Consider the following 25,890-nt stretch of genomic DNA (forward strand, 5'->3'; position numbering starts at 1 on the left):
ATATGATGATAAATCGATTTTCCTTTTTGCCCTTTCGCTTCAATAATTGGCATTCGTTCGGCACGTTTTAAGTTCTCGGGAACTATTTAACATCATACAAACCTATTGAGCTCAATTTTTAATTAAATGAATTTCTTTCAATTCAATCGTTTTTTTACCGGAAATATCTAATGCCTGAATAGTAAGATTGTATTTCCCTTCTTTTAAATTCACATTTCCCACATCTAGTTTACCCCAATCCGTTTCTGGTGCTTCCTGCTCTCTCTTCACTCTATCGTAATCTTTTAATTCACTATGAATAAATGCTTTGTCTACTTTAAAAACAACATGCTCATCTCCAATTGTGATTTTTAATTTAGTGCCAACATCCTCATCTGCAAGAGCATAATATATCTCCAATTTATAATTCGCTTCTTCAACAACATCTATTTGCCACTGTGCATAAGCGTCGGTTTTGGTCCAGAAGTCAATCCAATCATGCGCCCAACCATATAAACTATGATAGGCAATTCCCGTTTGTCTTCTGTCTTTTCGAAACTCAAAAGGAGGAAACAGGTTTGCTTCATGAGCTGGAAGTTTACAAATAGGATATTCCTTATAACCTACTGGAATAGCCTTACTTTCCTGCTTCCCTACCTGTAAATCATCATACCATTTTTTATAGTCAGCTTGCAAAGAGTCAAACAATTCGGCATGTTGACTCCGAATGTCTTTTAATTGCTCAGGATCTTTCTGAATATCGAAAAGCTCCTCATCAATCATTAAATAAGGATCTGAAAGAACTCGCTTTCTACCCGACCATTCTCCATATAATTTTCTTTTTTCCAGTTGTGCTTCCTCTTTTAATAAGCTCGCAAAACTTAGCCCATCCAAAGGCTTTTCAAATTCATATTGCTTGCCTATTAGGTCTAACAAAGTGGGCAATAAATCGATATGTGCCAAAGGAGTAGAAATGGTTTTCCCGACAATAGTTTTCCCTTTCCAACTGATGATGAAAGGAACTCTTACACCTCCTTCATCTTCCATTCCCTTGCGACCTTTTAAACCTTTATTAAACCGAAAATTTAAAGGCCCGTTATCCGACAAAAAGACAATAATGGTATTCTCTTTTAAATCCTGTTCCTCCAGTTGCTTTAGCAAACGGCCAACATTATCATCTAAATTCTCGCACATGCCGTAAATACAAGCATTAAAATCATCCAATCCCTTTTCTTTGTACTTATTAAAATACTTATCGGGAACTTGCAAAGGTGTGTGTGGAGTTTGGTAAGGAAGATAACAAAAGAAGGGTTTACCTTCCTCCTTACTTTCTGATATAAAACGAATTGCCTCATCGGTTAACACATCCGGCAAATATCCTTTTGTTTGAAAATCCTTTCCATTTTTCTCGATGGTGGTATCGAAATAATTACTCCAGTGTCCTGATGTGAAACCAACAAATTCATCAAAACCTCTGCCTAATGGATGATAAGGATAATGCGCTCCATTGTGCCATTTTCCAAATATTCCTGTGGTATAATCAAAGGACTTCAAAATAGTCGCCATGGTAGTTTCATCCAAACGCATGTCTTCTCTGCCCCGAGTTACACCGCTAACACCAGTTTTTTGATGATACCTTCCAGTTAGCAAACTCGCTCGAGTTGGTGCACAAACCGGACTCACATAAAAATGATTGGCAAATACTCCTTCCTTTGCCAAGCCATCTAAAACTGGTGTTTCCAAATAAGGATTCTCGGTTAAGGACAAATCGCCATAAGCTTGATCGTCAGCAACAATCAGTAAAATATTAGGTAGTTTTTGTGCTTTCTTCTTTTGATTCTGACAAGACGAAAAACCTATAATCAAAACAAAAAAGCTAGTAATTACTTGATTTATTCTCATGATATTCCGCTACAAATTTGCTTGAAAAGGACTTGCTGGTAATTCTGCTGAATTAATTAAATTACAATCTGGATTCGAGCTCCAAGCATACCGTACAAAAACAGGTTGAATCACTTGATCTGAACTTAGAACTATATTATTTCCATCAATTTTTGCTTTTGCCCAATGGTAAACTCCATCTTTTCCTGCAATTGCAAAACCAGTTACCTCTCGTTGGTCTGAAGTCTTTAAGCCTTGATAGCAATGATCAAATTCAACGACCAAAGATGATTCTTTTAGCTGCATCGACTTGTAGCTTGGTCCGCAATACGGAATGTTCTCTGCATACACTTTATTTCGTGCCCACAAAGCCAATCTTTTTCCAACATCCTGCTTGTTGCCAGGATGAATATTATCGGCATCGCCAATATCAACAGCTACCGCCATTCCTGTATTTTTCAATTGCAATGTATTTCGTTGTGCTTCACGCAATTCCGACCAAGAATCCTCAACCGGTTGTTCATTTCGTTTTAAATAAGTGGCTAATTGTACAAAAAGAAAAGGAAACTCATCTGCGCCCCATTGTGTTCTCCAATCGCTAATCATAGCAGGAAACAATTCTTTGTACTGTTCTGCTCTACCCACATTACTTTCCCCCTGATACCAGATTACGCCCTTAAACGCATAGGGAATTAATGGGTTGATCATTGCATTGTACAAAACAGATGGCTGATTGGGTTCGTTGGGCTGAACGGGCCTTGTTTTCACATCACGCATATCGTAACCGACCTTCACTTTCCACTGATTTGCCAATTCAATGCGAACACCATCCTCAGAAGTCAATGCAAAATGAGAAGCTTCACCCATAAAACCACCAGCACCTCTCCAATCAGTTAATCGAACAGCTATTGTATTTTTTCCAGCTTTCACCAAGCCTTTCGGCAAGGAATAAATACGAGGTACATCCCACTCGGCACTCTCGCCTACTTTTACACCATTCAACCAAGTCTCATCCGAATCATCGGGAGCTGCAATGTGCAGGCTATTTATTTTTTGAGCATTCTCTTTGGTAACTTCAAGCGTTTTCCGAAACCAAATGGCTCCATCCACAGATCCAATTTTAGTGCTCTCAATCATACCAGGTAGATTCATCTCCATCCAATCCGAATCATCCAGATCAAGAACCGAATAAAGCGTATCCTTTCCCTCAATTCCCTTATCCAACTGTGCTGTCTCTATGAATAGTGCTTCTAAATCTTTCTGATACTTCTTCTCAAGTTCTTTCTTGTCAGTTGGCAATTTCTCAATTGCTATGGCACTTTCTTTAAAATCGGCAAGTGTTTTTAATGTTTCTCCGCTGGTCCATGCTTCGGCAACGGTTCCTCCCCAAGCTGTTTGAATCAAACCAATTGGCATGTTTAGCGAATTGGACAAATTGCGACCAAAAAAATAAGCTACAGCAGAAAAATCGGCAACAGCTTGTGACGTACATACTTTCCAGCCTGTAGAAGTCATTTCTTGCAAAGGATGAAAGGATGTATTTCGTTCTACCACAAAAAGGTGAATATTAGAATCATTTGCCTCTGCAACTTCTTTTTCAGCATTATTCACATGAGCCCAATTACTTAGCATTGGCATTTCCATATTCGATTGTCCAGAACAAATCCAAACCTCTCCAACATAAACATCATTGAAAACAAGCTGCATACTTTCTGTCTTGATAATCAGTTCATCAGGACCGCCATAAACTTCAGGTTTCAAGTTCACTTGCCATTTGCCTTCACTATCAGCAAGAGCTGTAGCAGTCTGAGATCGAAATGTAATGCTGATTTTTGCATTCGGGTCTGTCTTTCCGAAAACCGGAATGCTCTTGTCTCGTTGCAAAACCATTCCATCTCCAAATAAGGGTGAGATACTTATTTCTTGAGCCTGTGAAATAATTTCTGTGCACAGAAATGCACAGAAAAGAATCCATTTTATATAATTTATTTTTCGCATAAGAATAATTTTGTAGCTATTTACAAATCAGTTTTTTATACTCGAAAGTTATTTTCGCTTCTCTTTTAACTCTTTAATAATTTGTTCCATATACTTATCGTTCAGTTTATAAATCAACAAGAATAAAGCAGACAAAGCAGCTCCAATTGCAGGATAAACACTAATCATCATTCGAATTCCTTTTAGTGATTCGAAAGATTGTTCAGCATTGGCTTCGAAACCGTAGGCAGCCAACAACCATCCTGTAACAGCTCCACCTAGTGTCCAACCCATTTTTTGTGACATGGAGGAAGATGAAAATACCAATCCTGTAGCTCGGCGTCCGGTTTTCCATTCCGAATAATCAGCAATATCGGCATACATCGACCAAATTAATGGCAATACAATACCTGCTGTAATTCCGATAAAGATATTTAGCAGAAAGATGAGACCTATTTGTTCTGCTTGTAACCAGTAAAGAGCAACACTTAAAAAAGAAGCTAAAACCATGGCTCCAATAAATGTTTTCTTCTTTCCAATTCTTGCAGAAACAGGCTTGGCTAACAAAACACCAATCATATTGGTAGCCAGCCAAATGGTCATGTAGGCACCCGCTAACTTATCCCACTTCATTTCTCCAATTAAAGGTATGCTTTGATCCTTAATAAAATACTTAAAGTAGTACATGATACTTCCATCTCGTAAAGAATTGAAGATCAGCACAGCAATGCCAGCGCCAAGCATGATAAACCACTGTGCATTTTTCCCCAAATCTTTAACATCTTTCCAAATTGAGGTTTTCTCTGACAAAGGCTTAACTCTCTCTTTAGTCCACAAATAAGTCATGATGAAAAAGAAAGCAGCAACAACAGCATAAATGGCTACCGAATATTGGTAACTACCAGCCTCACTAGAACCTATTTCCCTGAAATAATCCAACAAGTACGGAATAGAGGCCGTCATGAAAATTCCACCAGAATAGGCTCCTATAAAACGAAAGGAAGCCAATGAAGTTCTTTCCTCCGAATTATCGGTCATCACTCCCATTAAGGAAGAATAAGGAACATTAATTGCCGTGTAAACCATCATCATTAAGGTGTAAGTTACATAGGCGTAAATCAATTTCCCAGACGGACCAAATTCAGGAGTAGAGAAAGTTAAAACCCCAATAATCCCAAACGGAATGGCCACCCACAAAAGATAGGGTCTAAACTTCCCTTTTGATGTGCGGGTACGATCCGAAATAATCCCCATAATAGGATCATTTAAACCATCCCATAATCGGGTTAATAACAACATCGTTCCTACTGAAGCAGGAGATAATTCAACCACATCAGTATAATAAATCATAAGGAACATAGAGAATATCTTCCAAAACATGGAAGATGCAAAGTCTCCAAAACTATATCCTATTTTTTCTTTTAAACAGATTTTATGATCCATTCTATTTGCTTTAAATGGAGATTTGAAAATAGATACTCCAAATAGATTTATACTTGCAAAAACTGTTCAACACAGCTTCCCGTTCGCTTATTTTTATTATTTCTGAGGACTTAATTTCAGCAATAAAACGTCGTGCTCTTTAATTTTTGATACAAGATTTGTATTGGTTAACCCAATATTTTTTGATGCATAAAGATCGTATATGGAGTAACTTTTATATTTCTTTTCCAATTCTTTATGAGTTAACTGATCGTTTATTGGATGTTTCCACCAATCAAAAGAAAGTTGTAATTCCTCATTGCTCCTATTAACAAAAGCCACAGCCCATTCTTCATTGTCCAGAGGTTTTACCCAGATCTCCAGTTCAGGACTTTTCAAATGACAATAAGCTTGAACACCCAAAACATCTTGATTGACTGCAATTACGTTCTTATTCACCAATGTTTTCAGGGTTTCTTTTGACATCGTGCGAAGGTCGTTTCCTAAAATAAGAGGTGAAGTTAATAAACTCCACATGGCAAAATGCACACGATCTTCCGAATCTGTCATACCATTTCCAACCTCCATCATATCCAAATCGTTCCAATGACCAGGACCAGCATATTTGCGAAGATCTTTATGAAGATTGATAATTGGCCAAATACCACGCGATGACCAGTTTCCATGACTAACTTCACAATCCCAGCAATTAATAATATCGCCGGTTACTCTCCACATGTGACCAACATCCTTTGCCCATTTCCAGGGTTCGTTGTCGCCCCACTCACAAATGCTGAAGACAATTGGCTGTTTGCATGCATACAAGGCATCTCTCATGGTTTCATAAGCTCCTTTGGCATTTAGATTTTCGGAATTGCACCAGTCATATTTAAGGAAATCGATTCCCCATTCAGCAAAAAGTTTTGCATCCTGATATTCAAAACCACGACTCCCGGGATAACCTGCACAGGTTTGATTTCCTGCACATTCATACAAACCAAATTTCAAACCTTTTGAATGCACATAATCTACAAGTGATTTTATTCCTCCGGGAAATTTCTTTGGATCAGGAACCAGATTATTATTTTCATCCCTTTCCTTTGCCATCCAACCGTCATCCAAAACAATGTACTTGTATCCAGCATCTTTTAGCCCTAATTCAACAAAAGCATCTGCAGTTTGCATCACCAACTGCTCATTAATATCTGTACCAAAAGTATTCCAACTATTCCAACCCATGGGAGGAGTTAAAGCTAAATTTTCTACTTTCTGAGCATTCACACAAATACTCAATGCAATTAATAAACTAAATAAAACTAATTTTCTCATTCTGATTATTTTTTTAGTCTGCTGTAACTTTCGATTAAGGCTCTGGTATTATGGTAAGGACACTTCCAAAATCCTACTTTACAATCACCAACTACAGGTTTTCCTGCTTTATCAACCCGCCAAAACCATTCGCCGCCTTTACTATCTTTAATATTGGCTTTAACAAATGACCATATTTGAATGGCTCTCTCTAAATACTTTTTATTTTGTGTTATTTTATAGGTATCCACCAAGCCTATAATTGACTCGGCTTGAACCCACCAATGCTTATCTTTATCTATAACCCCGTCAATTTTCTCGTAAAAAACACTCCCATCAAGATCCATTCCGTCATGAATAACTTTATCTGTTACGTGAACAGCAGCTGTTTCCATTTTCTCAATCCATTTCTCATCATGAATCACTCTTGCCGCATCGCTAAGCAGCCAAGCCGATTCAATATTGTGTCCAAAGGATATTTCATTGGATTTTACGGTCCAATCCATATCAAAAAACAATTGAAACTGGAAGGTTTGTTGATTAAGAATACGATTGTAAAATATCGCCAGCAAATCTTTAATGCTATTCTTCAATTCAATATTTTCCCATACTTTATACAAATTAGTGTAGGGTTCAATAATATGAAGGTGAGTATTCATTGACTTTGGCTCATTGGCATCTTTTGTGCTCAATCGCATATCACTTAATGGTTTCCAATCCTTACTCAAAGCTTCCACATAACCTCCAAATTCATCATCTTTGTATTTACTTTCCAATAAATAGAAAAGATTTATTGCATGTGTAAGGCTCCTTTGATCTTTTGATGCTTTGTAATATTCGGAGAAAGCATAAATCCCAAATCCTTGTGCATAAGCTTGTTTTCTATCATCAACCACCTGTCCGGCAGTATCAACTGCCCAAAACAAACCGCCGTTATCATGATCAAAAAAATAGGTGAGGATATAATCGAAAGCCCGCTTGGCTATTTCAAGATACCGCTCATTCTTACAGTAATTATAAGCGGATGAAAATGTCCACAAAATTCTTGTGTTTAACACAACCCCTTTTGCAATTTTACTATTCACCACCCCGCTATTATCAATCTCTCCTAAAAAACCACCATTGTGCTTGTCAATTGTACTTTCTGCCCAATAATCAAGTATATCAAACCATTCTTTTTTAATTTCATCTAGGAATTGCTCCAATGAATCATTTTCTTCACTCATTTTCAATCTATTAATTCATTTTGGAATCTGTATAAAAACATGAAACCCGCAAAATATTTATGTCTTTCAATTGATAGGTTATTGTATTGCTCCCAGCTACGTACTTGCCAAAATTTCTCAATATCAATAACTTTTATCCGATTTTATTTGGACTTGCGCCTTAAACCAAACGCATTCCTTATTTACTTTAAATCAGGAATTTGATCACGGGTAAGTACATAACTATTACTAAATGCATTTGTCCACCACGCGGCATTGGCATGTTCATGATCTGTACTGGTAAAATCCACCTCATTGATATCATTTGTCCTATCATAATCGTACCAAGGCATATAATAGACCCATTTAGCTCCGGCATCCCATTGTTCTGATACATCGGCCGTGTTGCCACACTCACTTAGGGTGATCATTTTAGTAGGATAAGTTTGCTGTATTGTATTGAATTGATCAGCAATAGAAGTAGCCTCGGTATTATTATAAATGTCTCTTCCAACGATATCCACATACTCGTCACCAGGATAAAAGTCGCTGTCTTTTGTCTGTGTAGTCCACACCCATATCAAATTGTTCAATCCGGCATCCTGAAAATGGCTAAACATATAAATCCACAATTTTTTGTAGGCCACGGAACCATTTGCGCCCCACCAAAACCAAGCTTTCCCATCGGTATATTCGTGAATATTACCTGCAGCCTCGTGCAAAGGACGCCATAACACCGGAATATTCTTTTGCTTAAGCAGCAGCAAATAATCGGTTATTTTTTCAAGATTAGCCTTTACAAAATCATTTTCCCAGGTTCCTTCAATAGTTGCATTTGAAGCCTTAAAAGTTGTTTCATCCGGTTTGTAAGTATAATCTGTTGAACCTTCGTAGGTAGGAATCAACCAGTGCCATCCTGCACTTATAATTCCATTATTGTTCCACCAGTCTTCTACTGCTGAAATATCAGAATAGTCGATCCAACTTGCCGGAGAAGACATAAGATGGATATAATCAAACGTGTTTATCGCAGGATATTTCCCAGTTTGTGAATAAACCCATTCAGCCTCATTAAAATTCCAGTTTACATTGGCCATCGTTGCGGAAATTATTTTTTCTCCGTAGTTGTCTTTTAAAAAGGCATAAAGATTTGTTGCTTCAGAGGAAGGATTAGTAACAGCAAGATTATTTGTAATACCAATCGCCTGACTTGCCCCTGTTGTGAAACGAATTAAAATTTGCTCTGAATTTACCGCTCCATTTATTCTTTTAAAAGCAAAGGCATCAACAAGCAATGTGTATTCTGTTTCAGGTTGAAGAGTTGAAAAACTTACTGTCACAATATTTTCTTCGGCCGTTGCGTTGTTTACAACATCGCCATTTAAATAAATTTTTGATTTTGAAACAACAATTAGATTGCTTTCAAACACCAATTGCATAGATGTCGTTTTTGTATCTACCTCTGTAGCTCCATCTTCAGGATTTGAACTTACCAAATGAGGAGTTTCAAGTACAGGAGGTTCATCTGGGCCACTTTCAGCACCGCACGAAACAACAAAAAGCACAAACAAAGCAGGCAACATACTTTTCACTAAACGATTATACAGGAATCTTTTTTGTAGCATTATTGATTATTTTAACCTTATTGCCTTTTTCTCGAAAGAGAAAAGTGGCAATAAGGTTTATTGAACAAATAAATTCAAAATTGAATTAAAATTTTATTAGGATCCGATAGAAACTTCTGTTGCAGTATAATCATGCCCACCAATTATCAATCCTCCCGATTGCAATGCTGTTAAAATATCTGCTGTAATCGTCAGTTCAAAATCTCCGCTTATATCGAAGTAATCCGTTCCTGCAGCTATTTCTGTCCATGAGCCATTTTTTAACGAACCTTGTGCCCCAGTCAGAACATCTATGGTTTTTACGTAAATTACATCACCAACATTTGCAGAAGTAAAGAGATCGGCAGATAATTGAATATTTCCTGACCAATCACCAGGCATTACTTGTGAGCCTGTCCAAACCGTTTCAGAAGCTGAGGCCACGAAAGTAATAACAGACACCTTCGATATAACCAAATTTTGGCCTTGTATTATCGTAGCAGTTTCAGACCATCCGTCACTTGTATTTAATATCTGATCCAGAAATTCCTGTGTCAGCTCCATTTCATAAGATGTTTGGGCTGCATCGCTAAACTCCAGCATGGCTTGTTCTCCCCAATTTGCATCATTAATCTGCATTTTTCCCGGAGTAGCTGATACGGTAAAATAGAATTTCAAGATTGACCCTGCCTGTACTCCGTCAAAAGAAGGTTTGTAAAGACGAAAAGCTCCACCAGCATCTTCACTTGCCCATGATGCCAAATCATGAGTCTCATTCATAATTACTGTTTCTATACTACTAACACCAATTACTGAGATTGTGTATGAAATACTTCCTGTAGCAGAAATCAAAGTTAAATCGGTATTGCCGTTAGCCTTACTTGGAATAAAAACATACATAGTAGTTCCTTCAACAAAAGAACTAGTCGTATTACCATCCACTTTTACCTCTGTTAATGCGTCCCCATTTACTACATCAATCGAGAATATTTTACCCGAATTAATCTCCGTCTCGGAATCAGGAAGTATTGGAATATAGCAATAATCAGGACTATTTATAGTTATTGCGGAAGTGTTAACCGTTCCTCCGTTGCTCATGGTCAATACCAACACACCTGTTGTGGCCAGCATTGGAACTTTAACGGTTATGCTTGTGCTGGATTCAGGACTTACATCAACGGTTAAATCATTCGCAAAAGTGACAGATTTCACCAAGTCCAAATCAGTACCAGTAATTGTAATGTCGTTATTTGCATCGACCGGATTTGGTGTTATATCGGTTACGACCGATTTTGCCAATACAATAGCATCTGTGGATGCACTTTTACCGGAAGCAGTATTAAGAGCAAGCATTCCATCAATTGCATCATCAGGAATAGTAACGGTTATGCCAGTCCCATCATAAGTGAATTCGGTTATTGCAGTTCCTCCTGCAAACTGCACCGAAGTTGTCAAATCAAGATCAGATCCTGAAATAAGCACTTCAAGTCCAGCTTTGTACCGACTTACAGCAGCAATACTTAGTCCTGATGGAATAATGGTTGTTACAGATTCAGTGCTAACTACTTCAACACCGGAATAAGCCTTCAAAGTAATAGCACCATCCTGAATATAAGCAGAACTTACTACCTCGATAGAGGTTGCGCTCATGCTTACAAAATCTTTAGCCACAACCGATGAATCTCCGGAAAAGATTACTTCTGAAACCAAATCTAGATTTACCCCACTAATCACTATATTATTACCCGCCTTAATTAGTGTTGGTGCGAAACTCGTTAGTACAGGCTGTGAAATGGTTAATTCCAAATCCGAATACAATTGATTCTCATTTGCATCTTCAATGATGATCTTACCCGAAACAGCTTCTTTTGGTACTTTTAAAACTATTTCCTTACGAGATTGAGATACAAAATTAGCCGAATCAACACTTGCACTTCCCTGAAAAACTACTTTTACAATGTTGTTTAGGTAATCGCCGCTAATTGTCACCTCTTCTCCTTCACGAACCGCGGTTTCAGTTGGAGAAATAGAGGTAATTGAGTAAGGTTCAGTATAGCCAATTTTTGATTTTGTTGTAATAGAACCTCCTTTATAGTTTAAAGTCACAAGACCTGGTCTAGCCTCCTGTGGCACTGTAATCGTAATTTCGGAGCTACTAAGCACTGTAATATTGGTAACCTCAATGTTATCCGGTAATACAACAGATGAAACTAAGTCAAGATTTTCCCCTATAAAATGGATATCATTGCCACGTAAAACCGGACTAGGTCCAAATGAATATAGCTCAATCCTTCCACCATTGTCATCGTCTTTGTCGCAAGAAGCCACAAATATACCAGCCAATAGTGTAATGCATATTAATGCTATACGTAATCGATTATATATTATATTTTCCATAACTAAAATTCGTTTTTTGTTCGATTTTTATTTTTTAACATTAACAAGGCGAACATTATCAATCCATAATTTCAACCCGAATTCGGTAGTTGATTCGTTAACATCTCCAAACCACATTACATTTAAATTCTGAAGTTCATCAAAACTTGTAATCGCACGATCTGTTTCCGATTCATCCTTGCTATACTTAAAATCCGAAATTGGCATTGTTACAGTTATCCAACCATCAGTTGTATAATTCTCTGAAACACCATTATTACTATAAGGTTTCCAATGGTATTGAGCATCGGCTCCATCTACATTATGACTGCCATCATTGTCAAACCAAATTAACATGGGTGTATCGTGCCATTCATGACAGAAATATTCAAATTTCAACACATAATCAGTCACTTCACCCACCGAAACAAGAGGTTGTGCATCTGGATTTACATAAAACATTTGAATTGCATTAGATGGCCAGGCCCAAGCACCTGTTGCACCTTCAAAATTCACATACGATCCATCAATTCCATCAACAGAATCAAAACCCGATAAGGACCAGGCATTCCATTCTGAAGTGTTTTCAGCATCAATAAAAATATCACTATCATCTCTGAAAATAAAAGATGTGCGCCCTGTTCCATAATCATTAGTTACAGTAATGTAACCTTTCATCGCTCCATTCGGCACAATAGCTGTAATAGATTCAGCGGTAAAATCAACCACTTCAGCTAGTAAATTACCTGGAAACAAAACCTGTATATCGCCATCTGCTTTTGGAAAAAAGTACGAGCCGTAAAGGATTATTTCTGAGTCATCCCCAGCCCATTCGCAACTTACTGCTTTAATCGTTGGAGGAGTAATTTTAGTTGTAAAATCATAAACCAAACTTTTACCTGACAAAGTGGTTAAAGTCATCGTATTTGTAATTTCATTAGGAATTGATCCAGGAACCGTAACAATAATAGAAAATGAAGTTACGTAAGTTGGATTTAGCTTGGCTTGCTGATCATTAAAATAAATGGAAACAACATCCTGCAAATCTTTTCCTATTATAGTAATAGTTTGCCCCATTGAAGCACTAATCAGTAATGAGTCGGAAGCCGCTGCTTCGGTAGGGCGTACGTATTGAATGGACGGTGTGCCTCCATCGTCATCTTTATCACAGGCCGTAAAACCCAATGTTACTATAAATAGGAATGATAATATCTTTAGTATATTTTTCATATGCTTATTTTTTTCTAATCCTTAATTATTAGGAGTTTGCCATAGTTACGATACATTTTATTCACTATAATAATCAACTGCTCCTTCAAGTAAAATAGGCGCTTTTGTAGTTACCTCAGCAGGTAAACTAATGTACATTGATGAACTATTGAAAACTATATTATTAACACGTTCTCCATCCCATTCTCCAGTGTCAGTAGTTTCCCATCCGATTACATAAGAATTTCGATCGTTCTCAAGAACATATTTGTCAGCAGTGGATAATCCATCCAAATTGTTAGTGTTGAAATCAAATTGATACAATTGGTCTCTTTTCATGCTATTCAAATATTCTATAGCAGCAGTGTTATCTCTATAGTAGTAACGTTTTATATCGTACCACGAATTTCCTTCAAAAGCAAATTCCTTGCGACGCTCTTTAATTAAATCAAGAAAGCTTAAAGGAGCTGAGACATTGTAGCCCGCACCCTGCGTATCCAATACTTTATTGATATTTCCGATTGCTGTGGCATCTGATGTTGATTCGCCTAAACCCATTGTTGCTTCGGCATAAAGGAAGTAAACATCGGAAAGTCGCAGAATGTAAATATTGTTACCTGCATCCTGATTTGTACCTACTTGTCCTCCTGTATCAGCGGATTTACCAATAACATACTTTTTAATATGTGCTAACATCCCATTCGTTGATTCTACCTGAGTATCTAAATCATCCGGATCGCGGTATGAGAATTGGTATGTATATCCACCATTGGCCTTGTCTAGATTCTCATAATAATCTCCATGAGTCATATAAGTCCATTTACGGCGGGCATCATTAGGCTGTTCATTAAAAAGTTCCTGCAGTGAAATAGTAGGTCCTTTTCCTGCTCCCCATGTTTGGTCTGCAATACGAGATCCCCGACTCCAATTTACATTGCGTGCATTCCCGTCGCCATAACTTCCTACCATGCATTGAATAGAGAAAAGAGATTCAGAACTGTTATTCGCTTCTACATCAAACATCGAAGAAAAATTATCATACAAAGCAAGGTTCGATTCTTCAATTACCTGACGAGCATACTCCTTCGCTAAAGTAAAATAATCACCATTTGCCTCATAGGCTCCTCTGGTTATGTAAACTTTTGCCAACATACCTAAGGCCGACCATTTGGTTACACGTCCCTCTTCATCCGTATTTGGAAGAATACTTGCAGCAAACTCCAGATCTTCACACATAAACCTATATAGGTTTGATTGTGTATGTTTATTAACGTAAATATCGGCGACGTTTCCTGAAGTAATCAACTCTGTGGCATTTTCAATAATAGGCGCTTCACCCCAATTTTCAGCAATATAATAGTAAGCTACAGCTCTCATGAAACGGGCTTCGCCGAGCGCTTTTTGAATTACATCTTCTGAAACACCATTTAGGCGTGCGGATGATGGCATGTCGTTTATAATCGAGTTAGAAAAAGATACCACACGGTATAAACCTTCCCAGCCAGTATTGTTAAATTTATTACCAGCTCCAACCTGATTGTAATAAAACTGACCTTCGGCATCGTAGGTGTAATAAATATCACCTGCTAATTCGTCTCCTGCCAACCACATAAATTGAGTGTGGAAATCCCACCAAACACTGCCATAAAGCGATGCCGTATTAGCCCTTACGTTGGACTCTGAAGTATAATAGTTTTCTGCAACGAGTGAATCCTGTGGCACCACAGTCAGAAAATCGTCACAACCACCCATTGTCATTACAACAATTAAAAAATATATGATTTTAAATAAATTCTTCATCTTCTTCATTTTTTAGTTTAAAATCCAACATTAATACCAAAAGTATAAGTACGAGGAGTTGGATAACGTCCCATATCAATATTTTGATACAATGCAGATTGGTTGTAAGCTCCAACTTCAGGGTCGTAACCAGAATAGTTTGTCCAAGTAAAGACATTTTGAACTGTTCCATAAAACTTAACATTTGACAATCCGATGTATTTTAATGCAGATTTTGGAACACTGTATCCAAGAGTAATATTTGATATTCTTAAATAACTTCCATCTTCAATCCAACGATCACTCATTCGGGTGTTTCTGTTAAAATCGTTGGTTGAAGGACGAGGTATATTTGCCTCTGAGTTTAAAAGATAAGCATTACCCGATCCATCGGTTCCAACCTGAGCTCTGTTAACAACAGCTTTCGACTGATTATCCCAAATTGAAGTCATACCTTCGGTTCTGAATCTGGAAAAATTTAACACATCGCCACCATAAACTCCACTTACTCCTACTGATAATTCTAAATTTTTGTAGCTAAAAGTGTTATTAAATCCGAATGTGAATTCTGGATTTGGATCTCCAATTACTGTTTGGTCATTGTCATCAATCACTCCATCAGAATTTAAATCCTGAAATTTAATATCGCCAACGTAAACACCTGTTTTCTGATTGTATAAATTGACATCAGAATTTCCAGGATCTTTAACTTGAACAGGAGAATTTAAGATATCTCCTTCATCGGTAAATAAACGGTCCGTTTTGTACCCATAATAGACTCCCATTGGTTGACCGACCATTATGGCTGTTGCTGTTTGGAATTCACTCCACCAATCAAGATTTCCATAAATCACCTGAGAATCATCATTTAAGGCAATTACTTTATTTCTATTTACAGAAACAACAACATCAGTCGACCATTTAAATTTATCATTCGATAAGTTTACCGTATTTAAAGAGACTTCAACACCCTGGTTGCGCGTTTCACCAATATTAACAAAAGGTGCAGCAATTCCATTGTATTCATTTTCATCCCCTAAATAGGAAGGAATTGAAACTTGCATCAATAAATCTTTAGTAGATTTTCGATACATATCAACTGTTAGAGAAACTTTATTTTGAATAATTCCTAAATCAATACCAGCATTGTACTGCTGCGATGCTTCCCATTTTAGCTTTGGATTGGATACATTGGCTAATCGGTATGCTGTTCCCAAAGGTGTTGTCATGGTATGCATAGCCGAACCGTATTTATAAGTACCAATATTGCTGTTGCCAACCATACCATATCCTAATCTTAACTTCAAATTACTAACCAAGTCAGAACTTTTAAGAAATGATTCCTGTGAAACTCTCCAAGCTACAGCTGCAGAAGGGAAATAACCCCATTTATTATCTGATCCAAACTTTGAAGATCCATCAGCACGGAAGGTTGCAGTTAATAAATACCTGTCGTCATAATTGTAATTAAATCGACTAAACACCGAAGAGCTGGTTGCTTCATCTTTCGATCCATCATTGGATACAAAAACACCATCTTCTGTCATCACAAAAATATCATCTGTTGTAAATCCTTGTTTAATCAGTTGAGTTCCCTCCCATGCTGTTTTCGACATCTCTGCACCAGCCATGATATTAAAACCATGTTTTTCGATCTTGAAATTGTAGGTTGCATAATTTTTCCACAACCAATAAACAGAATTATCTTCCCGCTGCATCATTTTATTGAGGTCGGATGAAATTAGACCGAAATCATAAGTTGGTATAAAACTCTTGTTTTTGCTGCTAGATATATCGTATCCAAACTCACTTCGAATGTTCAGATTTTTAATCGGATCGATTGATAAATACACATTTCCCATAGCTCGATTACGAACCAATGTGTTATTTTGCATTTTGGCCAGCCAAACAGGATTGTATTGAGAAGCTCCATTAATATCACCAGGACCAGCCCAGCTGCCATCAAAGTTAAATACTGGTACCGAAGGCTGCATAGTTAAAGATTGCATAATTACACCATCTGTACCATCTTGACGAGTTATCGTTTCGTCGGTATGGGTAACAGCAAGAGAAGCACCCATCTTAAGCCATTTACGAACTTCCCCATCTACATTAAGACGTGAGTTATAACGTTTAAAACCAGAACCAAATATGATTCCATCCTGATTCATGTATCCTACACTCGCGGCAAGTTTAAATTTTTCTGATCCTGCAGTTAATGATAATTGATGCGATTGCAAAGGAGCAGTACGATAAATAGCATCTTGCCAATCGGTACCTTCACCCAGAACAGATGGATCCTTATACGCCTCATCAACTGTCTGTTGTGTGAATTTTCCAAGTTCAGTCTGGTATTGTGCATACTCTCTTAAGTTCATCAAGTCAAGCTTTTTAGCAACTTTTTGGAATGCCATGTAACCTTCATAGCTAATTTTTGCTTCACCAGCTTTTCCCCTACGGGTTTGAATGATTACCACACCATTAGCACCTGCGGCTCCGTATATTGCTGTAGCTGATGCATCTTTTAAAACATCCATGGATACAATATCCGAAGGTGCAATAGTTGACAATGGATTAACTTTTGTTTGTCCACCAGTTCCACCAGCCCAGGCAAAACCACCAATTTCTGATCCTTCACCACTAAATGGAATACCATCAATTACATAGAGAGGTTCGTTAGAATTGTTGATTGATGAAGCTCCACGTATTCGAATAGAAGCGGCTCCACCGGGAGCTCCAGAGTTTTGAGTCACCTGAACTCCTGCTAATCTTCCTTTAAGCATTTGATCAGCATTAGAAATTGTCATTCCTTTTAGCTTATCGGTTGTCACAGAACTTACAGCTCCAGTCAAATCACTTTTTTTCATCTTACCATATCCAATGACAACAACTTCATCCAAACCTTCAGTTTCGATTTCTAGCTGTGCATTACACAAAGTAAGATTGCTTACATCAATAATTTTGTCCTGAAAACCTATAAAAGAAAATACAAGTATTGCTTTCCCTTGTGGAACCACAAAACTATAATTTCCGTCCACATCACTAATTGTACCTTTTGTAGTACCTTTAATTACGACAGAAACCCCCGGCAAAGGAAGCTTTTGATCATCCGTTATTGTCCCGGTAATTGTTTTGTTTTGTCCGTATGCCAATTGCTGAGAACAAAACAAAAATATAATCGCCAAGATTTGTAGACTCTTGTTCATAAAAAAATAGATTTAGATTTAAATAGTTAAATTTATTTACACATTACATTTTGTAATTGTATTTACCCATCATAATTATTTAACAATTATAAAACATCATAAGATTAGATACTGCGCATTATCTTGTCTTTACACATTAGGAGAATGGTATTTCACATAGCCTTTAAGTGGCTTAACTGAATATAATTACACTTTCATGAATTGAAATTTTTATTTATTAAGTCGTTAATAGTATTTACAGATTTATGAGAGTGAAATTTATCTTGAGGCGAATTAATGCAATAGTCCAATAATTGATCTATTGTTGATGTTGCCACATGCATCCGTGTATCTGAAGAAGCATAATAGATTTTTACACTAGCATCTTCATCAGCAATCCATCCACTCGAAAACACAACATTAGAGACATCTCCAATACGCTCTTCCTTTAAAGGCGCAATAAAATGACCATGAGGTTTATGGGTAATTATCCATGGCTTTTTCAAATCAGTCATAAACATGTATAATGTGTATCGAAGACCTGCTGCCGTATTTCGAACCCCGTGAGCCAAATGCAGCCATCCGCTATCGGTACGGATTGGGGCTGGTCCTAATCCGTTTTTCACCTCGTAAATGGTATGATAGGTTTTTGCATCAACAATCACTTCCTCTTTTACCTCCGAATTTTCAATTGTTTCAGACAAACCAAACCCAATTCCTCCGCCTTTTCCAGTATCAATAAATCCATCCTGAGGGCGGGTGAAAAATGCATACTTCCCCTCTATTAAATGCGGAAACAACACAACATTTCGCTGCTGGCCTGATGTCGATTTTAAATCCTCCAATCTCTCCCAGCAAACCAAATCTTTAGTACGTGCTATACCTGCCGCGGCAACAGCACTTGAAGTATCGCCATCGGGTGCGTTTGGATCTTTTCTTTCTGTACAAAATATGCCATAAATCCAACCATCATCGTGTTGAGTAAGGCGCATATCATATACATTTGTATCTTCCTCTTTGGTTTGAGGCATACTTATGGGACGATCCCAAAACTTAAAGTTATCGATCCCGTTCGGGCTTTCAGCAATCGCGAAAAAAGACTTCCTGTCATTCCCTTCAACACGAACTACAAGCAGGTATTTACCATCTATTTTTAAAGCGCCCGCATTAAAGGCGGCATTAAAACCAATACGCTCCATAAAAAAAGGATTGGTTTCTGGATTAAAATCAAACCTCCAGTGCAATGGTACATGTTCCCTTGTTACAATCGGGTTTGCATACCGATTGTATATTCCATTGGTACTAAACAGCTTTTCATTCCTACTTCCCAACAATTCTTCCTGTTTTTCACGAATTAATTTTATTCGTTCTGCAAACAACTCTTTATTCATACCAAAAGTTTAATTATTTATTTTTTTTAGTTTATTAAAATCATTCAACAAAAGCATTTCAGGTTGATCTAAAAAGCTCTTGGCGTCTGTTGCTGCCGAATGATTTTCGTACGGAAAAAAGAAGTGAACCTTTGGGTCATTTCTCCATACCATTACATAACTTAGTTCTTTGCTCACTAATGAATCAGAAACTACTTTTCCTAATTTTTGTGTAAACCACAAGGAGTCAGTAACATTTTCCAAGCCTGTTTCTGTTAATGCAGAAAATTTTTGTTTTTCTTTTGCGTAAGCAATTAATATGTGTAATTTTTTTATGGCTTCTTTTTCACCATCCGGCATTTTCAAATCGTAATAATTATCCATTCCTATGATGTCAACAACATCATCACCCGGATACCATGTAAGATATTCTTCCAAGCTTGTGAAATTTCTATCGGGAGAATAAGCCACCAACATTTGAGATAATCCTTTCTTATTTTTTAAATAGTCAACCGAGAATCTGAATAGTTCTTTAAATTCATCAGGAGTACAATTTTTGGCTCCCCACCAAAACCAAGTTCCATCCATTTCGTGCCAAGGTCTAAATATGAAAGGAACAACCTCACCATCTCCAGTTTTAAGAGATTGCAGGAAATCGGCAACCCGATCCAGTTGTACTAAAAACTCCTTATGGTGTGATCCATTTTGCAAAATATGCTTCACGACATCAGTTTCGGTATTCCATGCATTTTCACCATTAATTACCGAAAAAGGGTGCCAGCTAAACGTATTCACGCCTCCCATTTCATACCCTTTAACCACCAAGTCTTTCATTACTTGAAAAGGAATACTGTCCAAATCATGAGTATTTTTAAGTTCAACTCCTCCTAATTCCCAACCAAACATAGCTGGATAATCTCCGGCAACACGTTTCACATCCGATTCACCATCCACATAACTCCAATTCATTCCATAAGCCAAATCATCCTGATGACCAAAAAGAATTCCTTTTCCTTTCACAGATTCCAATTGTTCTGCAATTGGATTGGTACTTTTCTCAACTGGTTTTTGGCAACAAGCCATCAACACAGCCAGACCTAAAACAACTGTTATCTTCGCTCTTATCATTACATTATGCTTTTTAAATACTCCTATTAATAGTAATTTTATCATCTGTCTAAAATTCAGCATTTAATTACATTTCAAAATTATATCGTTTGCGATATCCGCACAAGTAGTTTTCTGTCTATAACTGATACTTTTTAGTCATTTTACAAAACTCACTACTGAAACCAAAAAAGAAAACATACTAACCACTCATTACCTTACACTTGAAACTTTTCGAGTCTATTTAAAATCAGGTAATCATTGCAACACCGCGCCAATAATGGGATCTTCACTAGCAAATAACGAACGCATCCATTCAATTACACATCCTTTTTGATACTATTTGCACTGTATCTATTGTACTATCTTATCATTTTGCGTAACATTGCACAAAATAGAAACCAATGAAAGACCAAATCCACAGGGAGATTACCCCTTTAAAAGAGAACGATTGTTTTTTAATCTTTGATCGTGAAAGGAATGCATTTAATTTCCCCATTCACTTTCATCCAGAATTTGAGATTAATTACATCTCAAATGCACAGGGAGGAAAACGAATTGTAGGAGATCATATTGAAGAGATAAAAGAAAAAGAATTGGTAATGGTTGGTCCTAATTTATACCATGGTTGGGAAAATTACAAAAACGACAGCTCGGAACTTTTACACGAAATAACCATACAATTTCCCAGAGAATTGTTCGACGAAACCACCTTAAACCGAAACATGCTTAAGCCAATTCGTGAATTATTAAACAATGCCAACAGGGGTATTTTATTTTCGAAGGAAACCACCAAATTAGTGGAAACCAAACTTACTGCCCTTAGTCAAAAAAGAGGTTTTGATAGCTATTTGGCTTTTCAATCTTTACTTTATGATCTCGCAATTTCAAGAGAACAAAAATTACTGACGAATATGTCTTTTCATCGTCAGAATGATTTTCACAATAGTGAAAGAATTGAACGAATTTATAAATACATACAAGAAAATCACCAACAAAAAATTAAATTAGAAGATGCGGCTGCACTAGTAAGCATGTCGTCGATATCATTTAGTCGCTTGATTAAGCAAAGAACTGGTAAGTCGTTTGTTGAATTTGTAATTGAAATACGCTTGGGTTACGCCACCAGAATGCTAATTGAAAGCAACGATAGTATTGCTGAAATTTGTTTTGAATGCGGTTTCAATAACATCTCTAATTTTAATCGTATTTTTAAAAAGAAACAAGATTGTACACCTACCGAATTCAGAATGAATTTTAAGGGAACAAAAAATGTTTACTAAAATTCGAGTCTAATAACAGAAAATAAGAAAGGTCAGACTAAAAATAGCCTGACCTTTTATCTCGTACCAAATTAACATCGAAATAAGTCTTCTAAAATATTTCTTTTCAGCTATATCTTCGTTAAAAAAGATGCTTACTAACTTGGATATGCCTTACTTTTTTGCCTCGTCACATCTAAAAATTAATTCATTTTAATGAAAGTCTATTTTGAAATTAAATTGGTATTATCTACAGACTTGTCTGTATTTTTTATAAGCTAGTAAAACATCAAAGAAACCAATTCATTTCCTACTAAGCCTTTCATTTTCTTACTTATTCAATTTTAGTTTCTTTAAGGCAGAAATTATTTCTTCAGGTTCGGCTCTATTTCTATAATCTGCATCTAAAAATGCATATTGAATTACTCCTTCTTTATCCACAACATAAGTTACTGCCAACGGCAATTCATTGCTTTCATTTCCATTATAATCGTGCAAATTAAAAGCTTTTTGATAAATACTTGCAACCTCGGGAGTTAACTCGAATACAACTCCATATTCCTTAGCAACTTTATTATCAACATCACTCAAAACACTAAATTCAAGTTCGTGTTTTTCCGACGTACTTATTGATTTATCAGGCAATTCTGGAGTAAGAGCAATTAAAGATGCTCCTAACGCCTTAAATTCAGGAAGCTTCTCTTGTAAAAAATGCAAAGTGATATTGCAATAAGGACACCAACCACCACGATACCAAATTAAAACAACAGGTCCGTTTTCTAATTCTTCCGACAAGCTAACCGATTTGTTCATCTGATTATTTAAAACAAAATCAGGCACCTTATCTCCAACATTTAACGCCTTTTCGAGTATCCCCGATTTTTTAACCGCCTGAATTCCCTCTGCATACACTTTCTTGGTTTCATCGGGAGCCACTTTTGCAAATTCCATTCTCCTTTCATCAAGCTTAGCATCTAAAGATCCACTTTCATCACTTGTTTTCATTACATTTTCATTAATTACCGACTTCGAATCATCAGATTTAGTCTCTTTTTTATTTATATTTTGACAACTCACACTTGCCAACACAATTACTATTCCGATTAAAATATTTTGACATTTCATAAAATCATTACGTTTTAGGTTAATAATACACTACGAGTTATTTTTTGCTTTTGTCCAAGCATACTTTTCAAATCCTTTATCAATAGGAGTTGCAGCAACCCGATTTGTATAATTACTAATTACTTTTTGCGATAAGCCCAAAATAACTTCCAAAACGTGACGTTGTTCATATCCTGCAGCAAAGAATTCGTTAATATCTGCTTCGCTTACAGCTCCACGATTACGAACCATAGCAAGGGTAAACACATGCAAAGCTTGTAATTTTTTAGTTGGCATTGCAGTACCATTACTTAAAGCTTCAATAATGGAATCATCAATCTTCATCATTTTAGCAATAGCTGTATGCGCCGGCACACAATAGTGGCATTCGTGTTCTACATTAATAGTTTGCCAAACAACAGTTAACTCTTCATCGTTAAACGAGGTGTTTACAAACAACTCATGCAACATTTGATATGCCTCCAGCAAACCAGGAGATTCTGCTAAAACAGCATGCAAACCTGGTACCATACCAAATGCTTTTACTGATTTTTCTAATAATGGTTTACTCTTCTCAGGAGCCGATTCTACACTATGAATTTTAAAAATACTCATGCTTCTATTCTTAAATTATTATAATTATTATAATTATTTTCTATCAAAACTATCTAAGCGTACGCTTAGATTTAAACTAAAAAAAACCTTCCAACTAAAACCTCTCCAACTCCTATTTTCGAGCAATAAATTAAAAGACTTAACAAACCTAAGCATTCGTTTAGATAAAAGCAAATTTTTACAAAGCTTTCGCTTAGATATTTTACTAAGCAAGTTTCTTACAGAACAAATTCTGTAAACATAAGATATATAGAAACTTGCCACTTATGCAAAAAGCTACTTTATTAGGCAGGCGAAAAGATTACAAAAAAAATACATTTATAATTATCAAGTAAATGCAAGAGCTTGTAATTTTAAAGTGGACTGTTACACCCAACCGAATACTAGCAAAGGAGACGAATCATCGACCAAGATAGAGGTTCAAATACACGATTTTCCAATAACTCATCATTAAAACTAGTTTAGCTGCAATTTGATGGAAGTTATTTACACTCCCTTCTTACTACCAGTCAATTTTTCCAGCTAAATCACCTTTCACCAACTGTTTTACTTCTTCGATACAAACATCGTTTCCATCTCCGGAAATAGTGTGTTTTAAAAAAGAGGCTGCAACCGCAAAACAAATGGTTTTTTGATCGTTATTGGGCCAATTTAAAAAACCATAAATCAATCCCGCCATTAAAGCATCACCTCCCCCTACGCGGTCAACAATGTGAGTCATTTGATAGGTAGGAGATTCAAAAACCTTTTCTCCGTTAAATAAAATACCTACCCAAGAGTTATGGTTAGCACTAATAGTACCTCGACGAGTTGTAATTACTTTCTCGAGCCTCGGGTATTTCTGCATGAGTTGCTTGGCAATTAATTCAAATGTAAATTTTGAATATTCTACTCCAACTGGCAATTTATTTCGAATCCCCAGTACTTTCTCTGCATCGAATTCATTTCCGATCAGCACATTCGTTTTTGCAATCAAGCGAGGCATCACCTCTTCTGCCTTAATACCTTCTTTCCAAAGCTTACTACGATAATTCACATCGCACGAAACGGTAATTCCTTTCTCATTCGCTTTTTCCAAAGCCTCTTCCAATACCCGCGTTGCACCGGGCGAAATAGCAGGTGTAATTCCAGTCCAATGAAACCAACACGCATCTTTAAATACCTCATCCCAATTAATCATGCCTTTTTCTAGACTCGTAAAAACAGAATTTTCACGATCGTAAACAACTTTAGAACCTCTGGCAACCGCCCCTGTTTCCAAATAGTAAATTCCCAAGCGTTCTCCTCCAAAAACAATATGACTTGTATCTATACCAAACTCATTTAGTTTCTCTTTACAGGATTTTCCAATATCATTATTGGGTAATCGGGTAACATAAGCAGTAGGAATCCCAAAGTTGGCCAAGGATACAGAGACATTCACTTCTCCACCACCAAACGTAGCAACAAAGGAATTGCTTTGTGAAAAGCGTTTGTATTCAGGCGTTGCCAATCTCAACATAACTTCTCCGAAAGTAATTACTTTATTATTCATAAATCTCTACAACTAATCTTCATTAATTATTACTGGAAAAACCACAATTTAATTGCCAATACTACAATCGTTACCAAAAGTATTGCCTTAATCCATTTATCACCTCTCTTCACCGAGAAAACGGATCCTAGATATCCGCCAAAAGCGTTTCCGACAGACAATACCAAAGCATATTGCCAATTAATGGCATCTTTATAAATAAAAACCCCTACTGCAGCAATGGTGTAAACAAAAGCAACCGTTACTTTAATGCTATTGGTTTTCACCAATGAAAAACCATTTATTTTTGTGAGTGCCAAAATGATAATAAACCCAATTCCAGCATGCAGAAAACCACCATAAATTCCAATAAAAAAGAAACTTACTACTCCCCAAAATTGATTCTTAAATTCCATTTTTTCGGCTTTTTCGAGCCCACTCGCTTTTGAGTTAAACAAAATTAAAATGGCTACTACCACCATCACAACAGAGAGAATTCGCTTAAACAAAACTTCATCGAGATCGACCACCAATAAGGCTCCTAAAGTAGACCCAATTAAAGCCGATATTCCCAAGTAAATACTATAAGGATAAGAACTTACACCTTTTTGATTAAACTTAGCTATCGCAAAACTATTCTGCGCCAAAATTGCAATTCGGTTGGTTCCATTAGCAATAGTTGGAGGCAATCCTAAAAAAATTAGGAGTGGTAAAGTAATAAGCGATCCGCCACCGGCAACAACATTTAGGAAGCCAGCAACAACACCTGCAACAACAATAAAAAGTGATTCTAAGATTTCCATTCTTCCCTTTTAAATTTGCGACTTTTTGGCAACAGCCCAACTATCTATCGTTCTGCTTTTTTTAAGCCTAATTGCTAATAAAAACAATTCTTAATTCTAAGTAAGGGTACAAACAGGAGAATGGATCAATCCGAGGGAAGATCCATAACATGTAGAAGGTGAAAAAGATAAACAGTTTATATGGAGAACTA

Annotated in this window: 17 protein-coding genes; 1 reads left to right on the forward strand and 16 read right to left on the reverse strand. The window is 36.7% G+C overall.

Annotated elements, in window-relative coordinates; translation table 11 throughout:
• Positions 1 to 111 precede the first annotated feature (111 nt).
• The 12 genes from BZG02_RS04135 to BZG02_RS04190 form a co-directional block, all read right to left on the reverse strand.
• Positions 112 to 1,881, reverse strand: a complete 1,770-nt coding sequence (locus BZG02_RS04135) for an arylsulfatase (protein WP_101260135.1) — start codon at positions 1,879 to 1,881, stop codon at positions 112 to 114.
• Between the two features lie 9 nt (positions 1,882 to 1,890).
• The gene (locus tag BZG02_RS04140; RefSeq protein ID WP_101260136.1) at positions 1,891 to 3,858 is read right to left on the reverse strand and encodes a sialate O-acetylesterase; all 1,968 of its coding nucleotides are present in this window, start codon (positions 3,856 to 3,858) and stop codon (positions 1,891 to 1,893) included.
• Positions 3,859 to 3,906: 48 nt separating this feature from the next.
• On the reverse strand, positions 3,907 to 5,280 hold the full coding sequence (locus tag BZG02_RS04145; protein WP_101260137.1) for an MFS transporter: 1,374 nt from the start codon (positions 5,278 to 5,280) through the stop codon (positions 3,907 to 3,909).
• Positions 5,281 to 5,376: 96 nt separating this feature from the next.
• Positions 5,377 to 6,588, reverse strand: a complete 1,212-nt coding sequence (locus tag BZG02_RS04150) for a glycoside hydrolase family 27 protein (protein ID WP_101260138.1) — start codon at positions 6,586 to 6,588, stop codon at positions 5,377 to 5,379.
• A 5-nt stretch (positions 6,589 to 6,593) separates the two neighbouring features.
• The gene (locus tag BZG02_RS04155; RefSeq protein WP_101260139.1) at positions 6,594 to 7,793 is read right to left on the reverse strand and encodes an AGE family epimerase/isomerase; all 1,200 of its coding nucleotides are present in this window, start codon (positions 7,791 to 7,793) and stop codon (positions 6,594 to 6,596) included.
• A gap of 182 nt (positions 7,794 to 7,975) precedes the next feature.
• Positions 7,976 to 9,397: a glycosyl hydrolase gene (locus BZG02_RS04160; protein ID WP_124992830.1), complete on the reverse strand. Its 1,422-nt coding sequence runs from the start codon at positions 9,395 to 9,397 to the stop codon at positions 7,976 to 7,978.
• Positions 9,398 to 9,493: 96 nt separating this feature from the next.
• Positions 9,494 to 11,773 (reverse strand): IPT/TIG domain-containing protein, encoded by a 2,280-nt coding sequence (locus tag BZG02_RS04165; RefSeq protein WP_101260141.1) that lies wholly within the window; start codon positions 11,771 to 11,773, stop codon positions 9,494 to 9,496.
• Between the two features lie 27 nt (positions 11,774 to 11,800).
• Entirely contained in the window at positions 11,801 to 12,982 is a 1,182-nt protein-coding gene (locus BZG02_RS04170; protein ID WP_101260142.1) for a glycan-binding surface protein, read from the reverse strand.
• A 57-nt stretch (positions 12,983 to 13,039) separates the two neighbouring features.
• The gene (locus BZG02_RS04175; RefSeq protein WP_218972135.1) at positions 13,040 to 14,761 is read right to left on the reverse strand and encodes a RagB/SusD family nutrient uptake outer membrane protein; all 1,722 of its coding nucleotides are present in this window, start codon (positions 14,759 to 14,761) and stop codon (positions 13,040 to 13,042) included.
• A gap of 17 nt (positions 14,762 to 14,778) precedes the next feature.
• On the reverse strand, positions 14,779 to 17,946 hold the full coding sequence (locus BZG02_RS04180) for a SusC/RagA family TonB-linked outer membrane protein (RefSeq protein WP_101260144.1): 3,168 nt from the start codon (positions 17,944 to 17,946) through the stop codon (positions 14,779 to 14,781).
• Positions 17,947 to 18,140: 194 nt separating this feature from the next.
• Positions 18,141 to 19,316 (reverse strand): glycoside hydrolase family 130 protein, encoded by a 1,176-nt coding sequence (locus tag BZG02_RS04185; RefSeq protein WP_101260145.1) that lies wholly within the window; start codon positions 19,314 to 19,316, stop codon positions 18,141 to 18,143.
• A 9-nt stretch (positions 19,317 to 19,325) separates the two neighbouring features.
• Complete coding sequence (locus BZG02_RS04190) at positions 19,326 to 20,468, reverse strand: glycoside hydrolase family 26 protein (protein ID WP_245868055.1); 1,143 nt, start codon at positions 20,466 to 20,468, stop codon at positions 19,326 to 19,328.
• A 338-nt stretch (positions 20,469 to 20,806) separates the two neighbouring features.
• On the opposite strand from BZG02_RS04190, the gene BZG02_RS04195 reads away from it, so the two are divergent.
• Positions 20,807 to 21,685: an AraC family transcriptional regulator gene (locus BZG02_RS04195; RefSeq protein ID WP_101260146.1), complete on the forward strand. Its 879-nt coding sequence runs from the start codon at positions 20,807 to 20,809 to the stop codon at positions 21,683 to 21,685.
• 309 nt (positions 21,686 to 21,994) lie between these two features.
• On the opposite strand, the gene BZG02_RS04200 is transcribed toward BZG02_RS04195, so the two are convergent.
• The 4 genes from BZG02_RS04200 to BZG02_RS04215 all read right to left on the reverse strand — a co-directional run bounded on the left by BZG02_RS04200 (position 21,995) and on the right by BZG02_RS04215 (position 25,699).
• The gene (locus BZG02_RS04200) at positions 21,995 to 22,789 is read right to left on the reverse strand and encodes a peroxiredoxin-like family protein (protein ID WP_245868056.1); all 795 of its coding nucleotides are present in this window, start codon (positions 22,787 to 22,789) and stop codon (positions 21,995 to 21,997) included.
• A 30-nt stretch (positions 22,790 to 22,819) separates the two neighbouring features.
• Positions 22,820 to 23,383 (reverse strand): carboxymuconolactone decarboxylase family protein, encoded by a 564-nt coding sequence (locus BZG02_RS04205; protein WP_101260147.1) that lies wholly within the window; start codon positions 23,381 to 23,383, stop codon positions 22,820 to 22,822.
• 502 nt (positions 23,384 to 23,885) lie between these two features.
• Complete coding sequence (locus BZG02_RS04210; protein ID WP_101260148.1) at positions 23,886 to 24,917, reverse strand: sugar kinase; 1,032 nt, start codon at positions 24,915 to 24,917, stop codon at positions 23,886 to 23,888.
• Positions 24,918 to 24,946: 29 nt separating this feature from the next.
• Positions 24,947 to 25,699 (reverse strand): sulfite exporter TauE/SafE family protein, encoded by a 753-nt coding sequence (locus BZG02_RS04215; protein WP_101260149.1) that lies wholly within the window; start codon positions 25,697 to 25,699, stop codon positions 24,947 to 24,949.
• Between the last annotated feature and the right edge of the window lie 191 nt (positions 25,700 to 25,890).

The sequence above is a fragment of the Labilibaculum filiforme genome (assembly GCF_002843315.1).
GTDB lineage: Bacteria > Bacteroidota > Bacteroidia > Bacteroidales > Marinifilaceae > Labilibaculum > Labilibaculum filiforme.

What these genes read in the sequence shown, in the direction of transcription:
- BZG02_RS04200 (WP_245868056.1), bottom strand. Translation starts at nt 22,789, where the DNA reads ATGAAATGTCAAAATATTTTAATCGGAATAGTAATTGTGTTGGCAAGT.
- BZG02_RS04190 (WP_245868055.1), bottom strand. Translation starts at nt 20,468, where the DNA reads ATGATAAAATTACTATTAATAGGAGTATTTAAAAAGCATAATGTAATG.
- BZG02_RS04135 (WP_101260135.1), bottom strand. Translation starts at nt 1,881, where the DNA reads ATGAGAATAAATCAAGTAATTACTAGCTTTTTTGTTTTGATTATAGGT.
- BZG02_RS04175 (WP_218972135.1), bottom strand. Translation starts at nt 14,761, where the DNA reads ATGAAGAATTTATTTAAAATCATATATTTTTTAATTGTTGTAATGACA.
- BZG02_RS04205 (WP_101260147.1), bottom strand. Translation starts at nt 23,383, where the DNA reads ATGAGTATTTTTAAAATTCATAGTGTAGAATCGGCTCCTGAGAAGAGT.
- BZG02_RS04180 (WP_101260144.1), bottom strand. Translation starts at nt 17,946, where the DNA reads ATGAACAAGAGTCTACAAATCTTGGCGATTATATTTTTGTTTTGTTCT.
- BZG02_RS04165 (WP_101260141.1), bottom strand. Translation starts at nt 11,773, where the DNA reads ATGGAAAATATAATATATAATCGATTACGTATAGCATTAATATGCATT.
- BZG02_RS04215 (WP_101260149.1), bottom strand. Translation starts at nt 25,699, where the DNA reads ATGGAAATCTTAGAATCACTTTTTATTGTTGTTGCAGGTGTTGTTGCT.
- BZG02_RS04185 (WP_101260145.1), bottom strand. Translation starts at nt 19,316, where the DNA reads ATGAATAAAGAGTTGTTTGCAGAACGAATAAAATTAATTCGTGAAAAA.
- BZG02_RS04195 (WP_101260146.1), top strand. Translation starts at nt 20,807, where the DNA reads ATGAAAGACCAAATCCACAGGGAGATTACCCCTTTAAAAGAGAACGAT.
- BZG02_RS04210 (WP_101260148.1), bottom strand. Translation starts at nt 24,917, where the DNA reads ATGAATAATAAAGTAATTACTTTCGGAGAAGTTATGTTGAGATTGGCA.
- BZG02_RS04140 (WP_101260136.1), bottom strand. Translation starts at nt 3,858, where the DNA reads ATGCGAAAAATAAATTATATAAAATGGATTCTTTTCTGTGCATTTCTG.
- BZG02_RS04160 (WP_124992830.1), bottom strand. Translation starts at nt 9,397, where the DNA reads ATGCTACAAAAAAGATTCCTGTATAATCGTTTAGTGAAAAGTATGTTG.
- BZG02_RS04155 (WP_101260139.1), bottom strand. Translation starts at nt 7,793, where the DNA reads ATGAGTGAAGAAAATGATTCATTGGAGCAATTCCTAGATGAAATTAAA.
- BZG02_RS04170 (WP_101260142.1), bottom strand. Translation starts at nt 12,982, where the DNA reads ATGAAAAATATACTAAAGATATTATCATTCCTATTTATAGTAACATTG.
- BZG02_RS04150 (WP_101260138.1), bottom strand. Translation starts at nt 6,588, where the DNA reads ATGAGAAAATTAGTTTTATTTAGTTTATTAATTGCATTGAGTATTTGT.
- BZG02_RS04145 (WP_101260137.1), bottom strand. Translation starts at nt 5,280, where the DNA reads ATGGATCATAAAATCTGTTTAAAAGAAAAAATAGGATATAGTTTTGGA.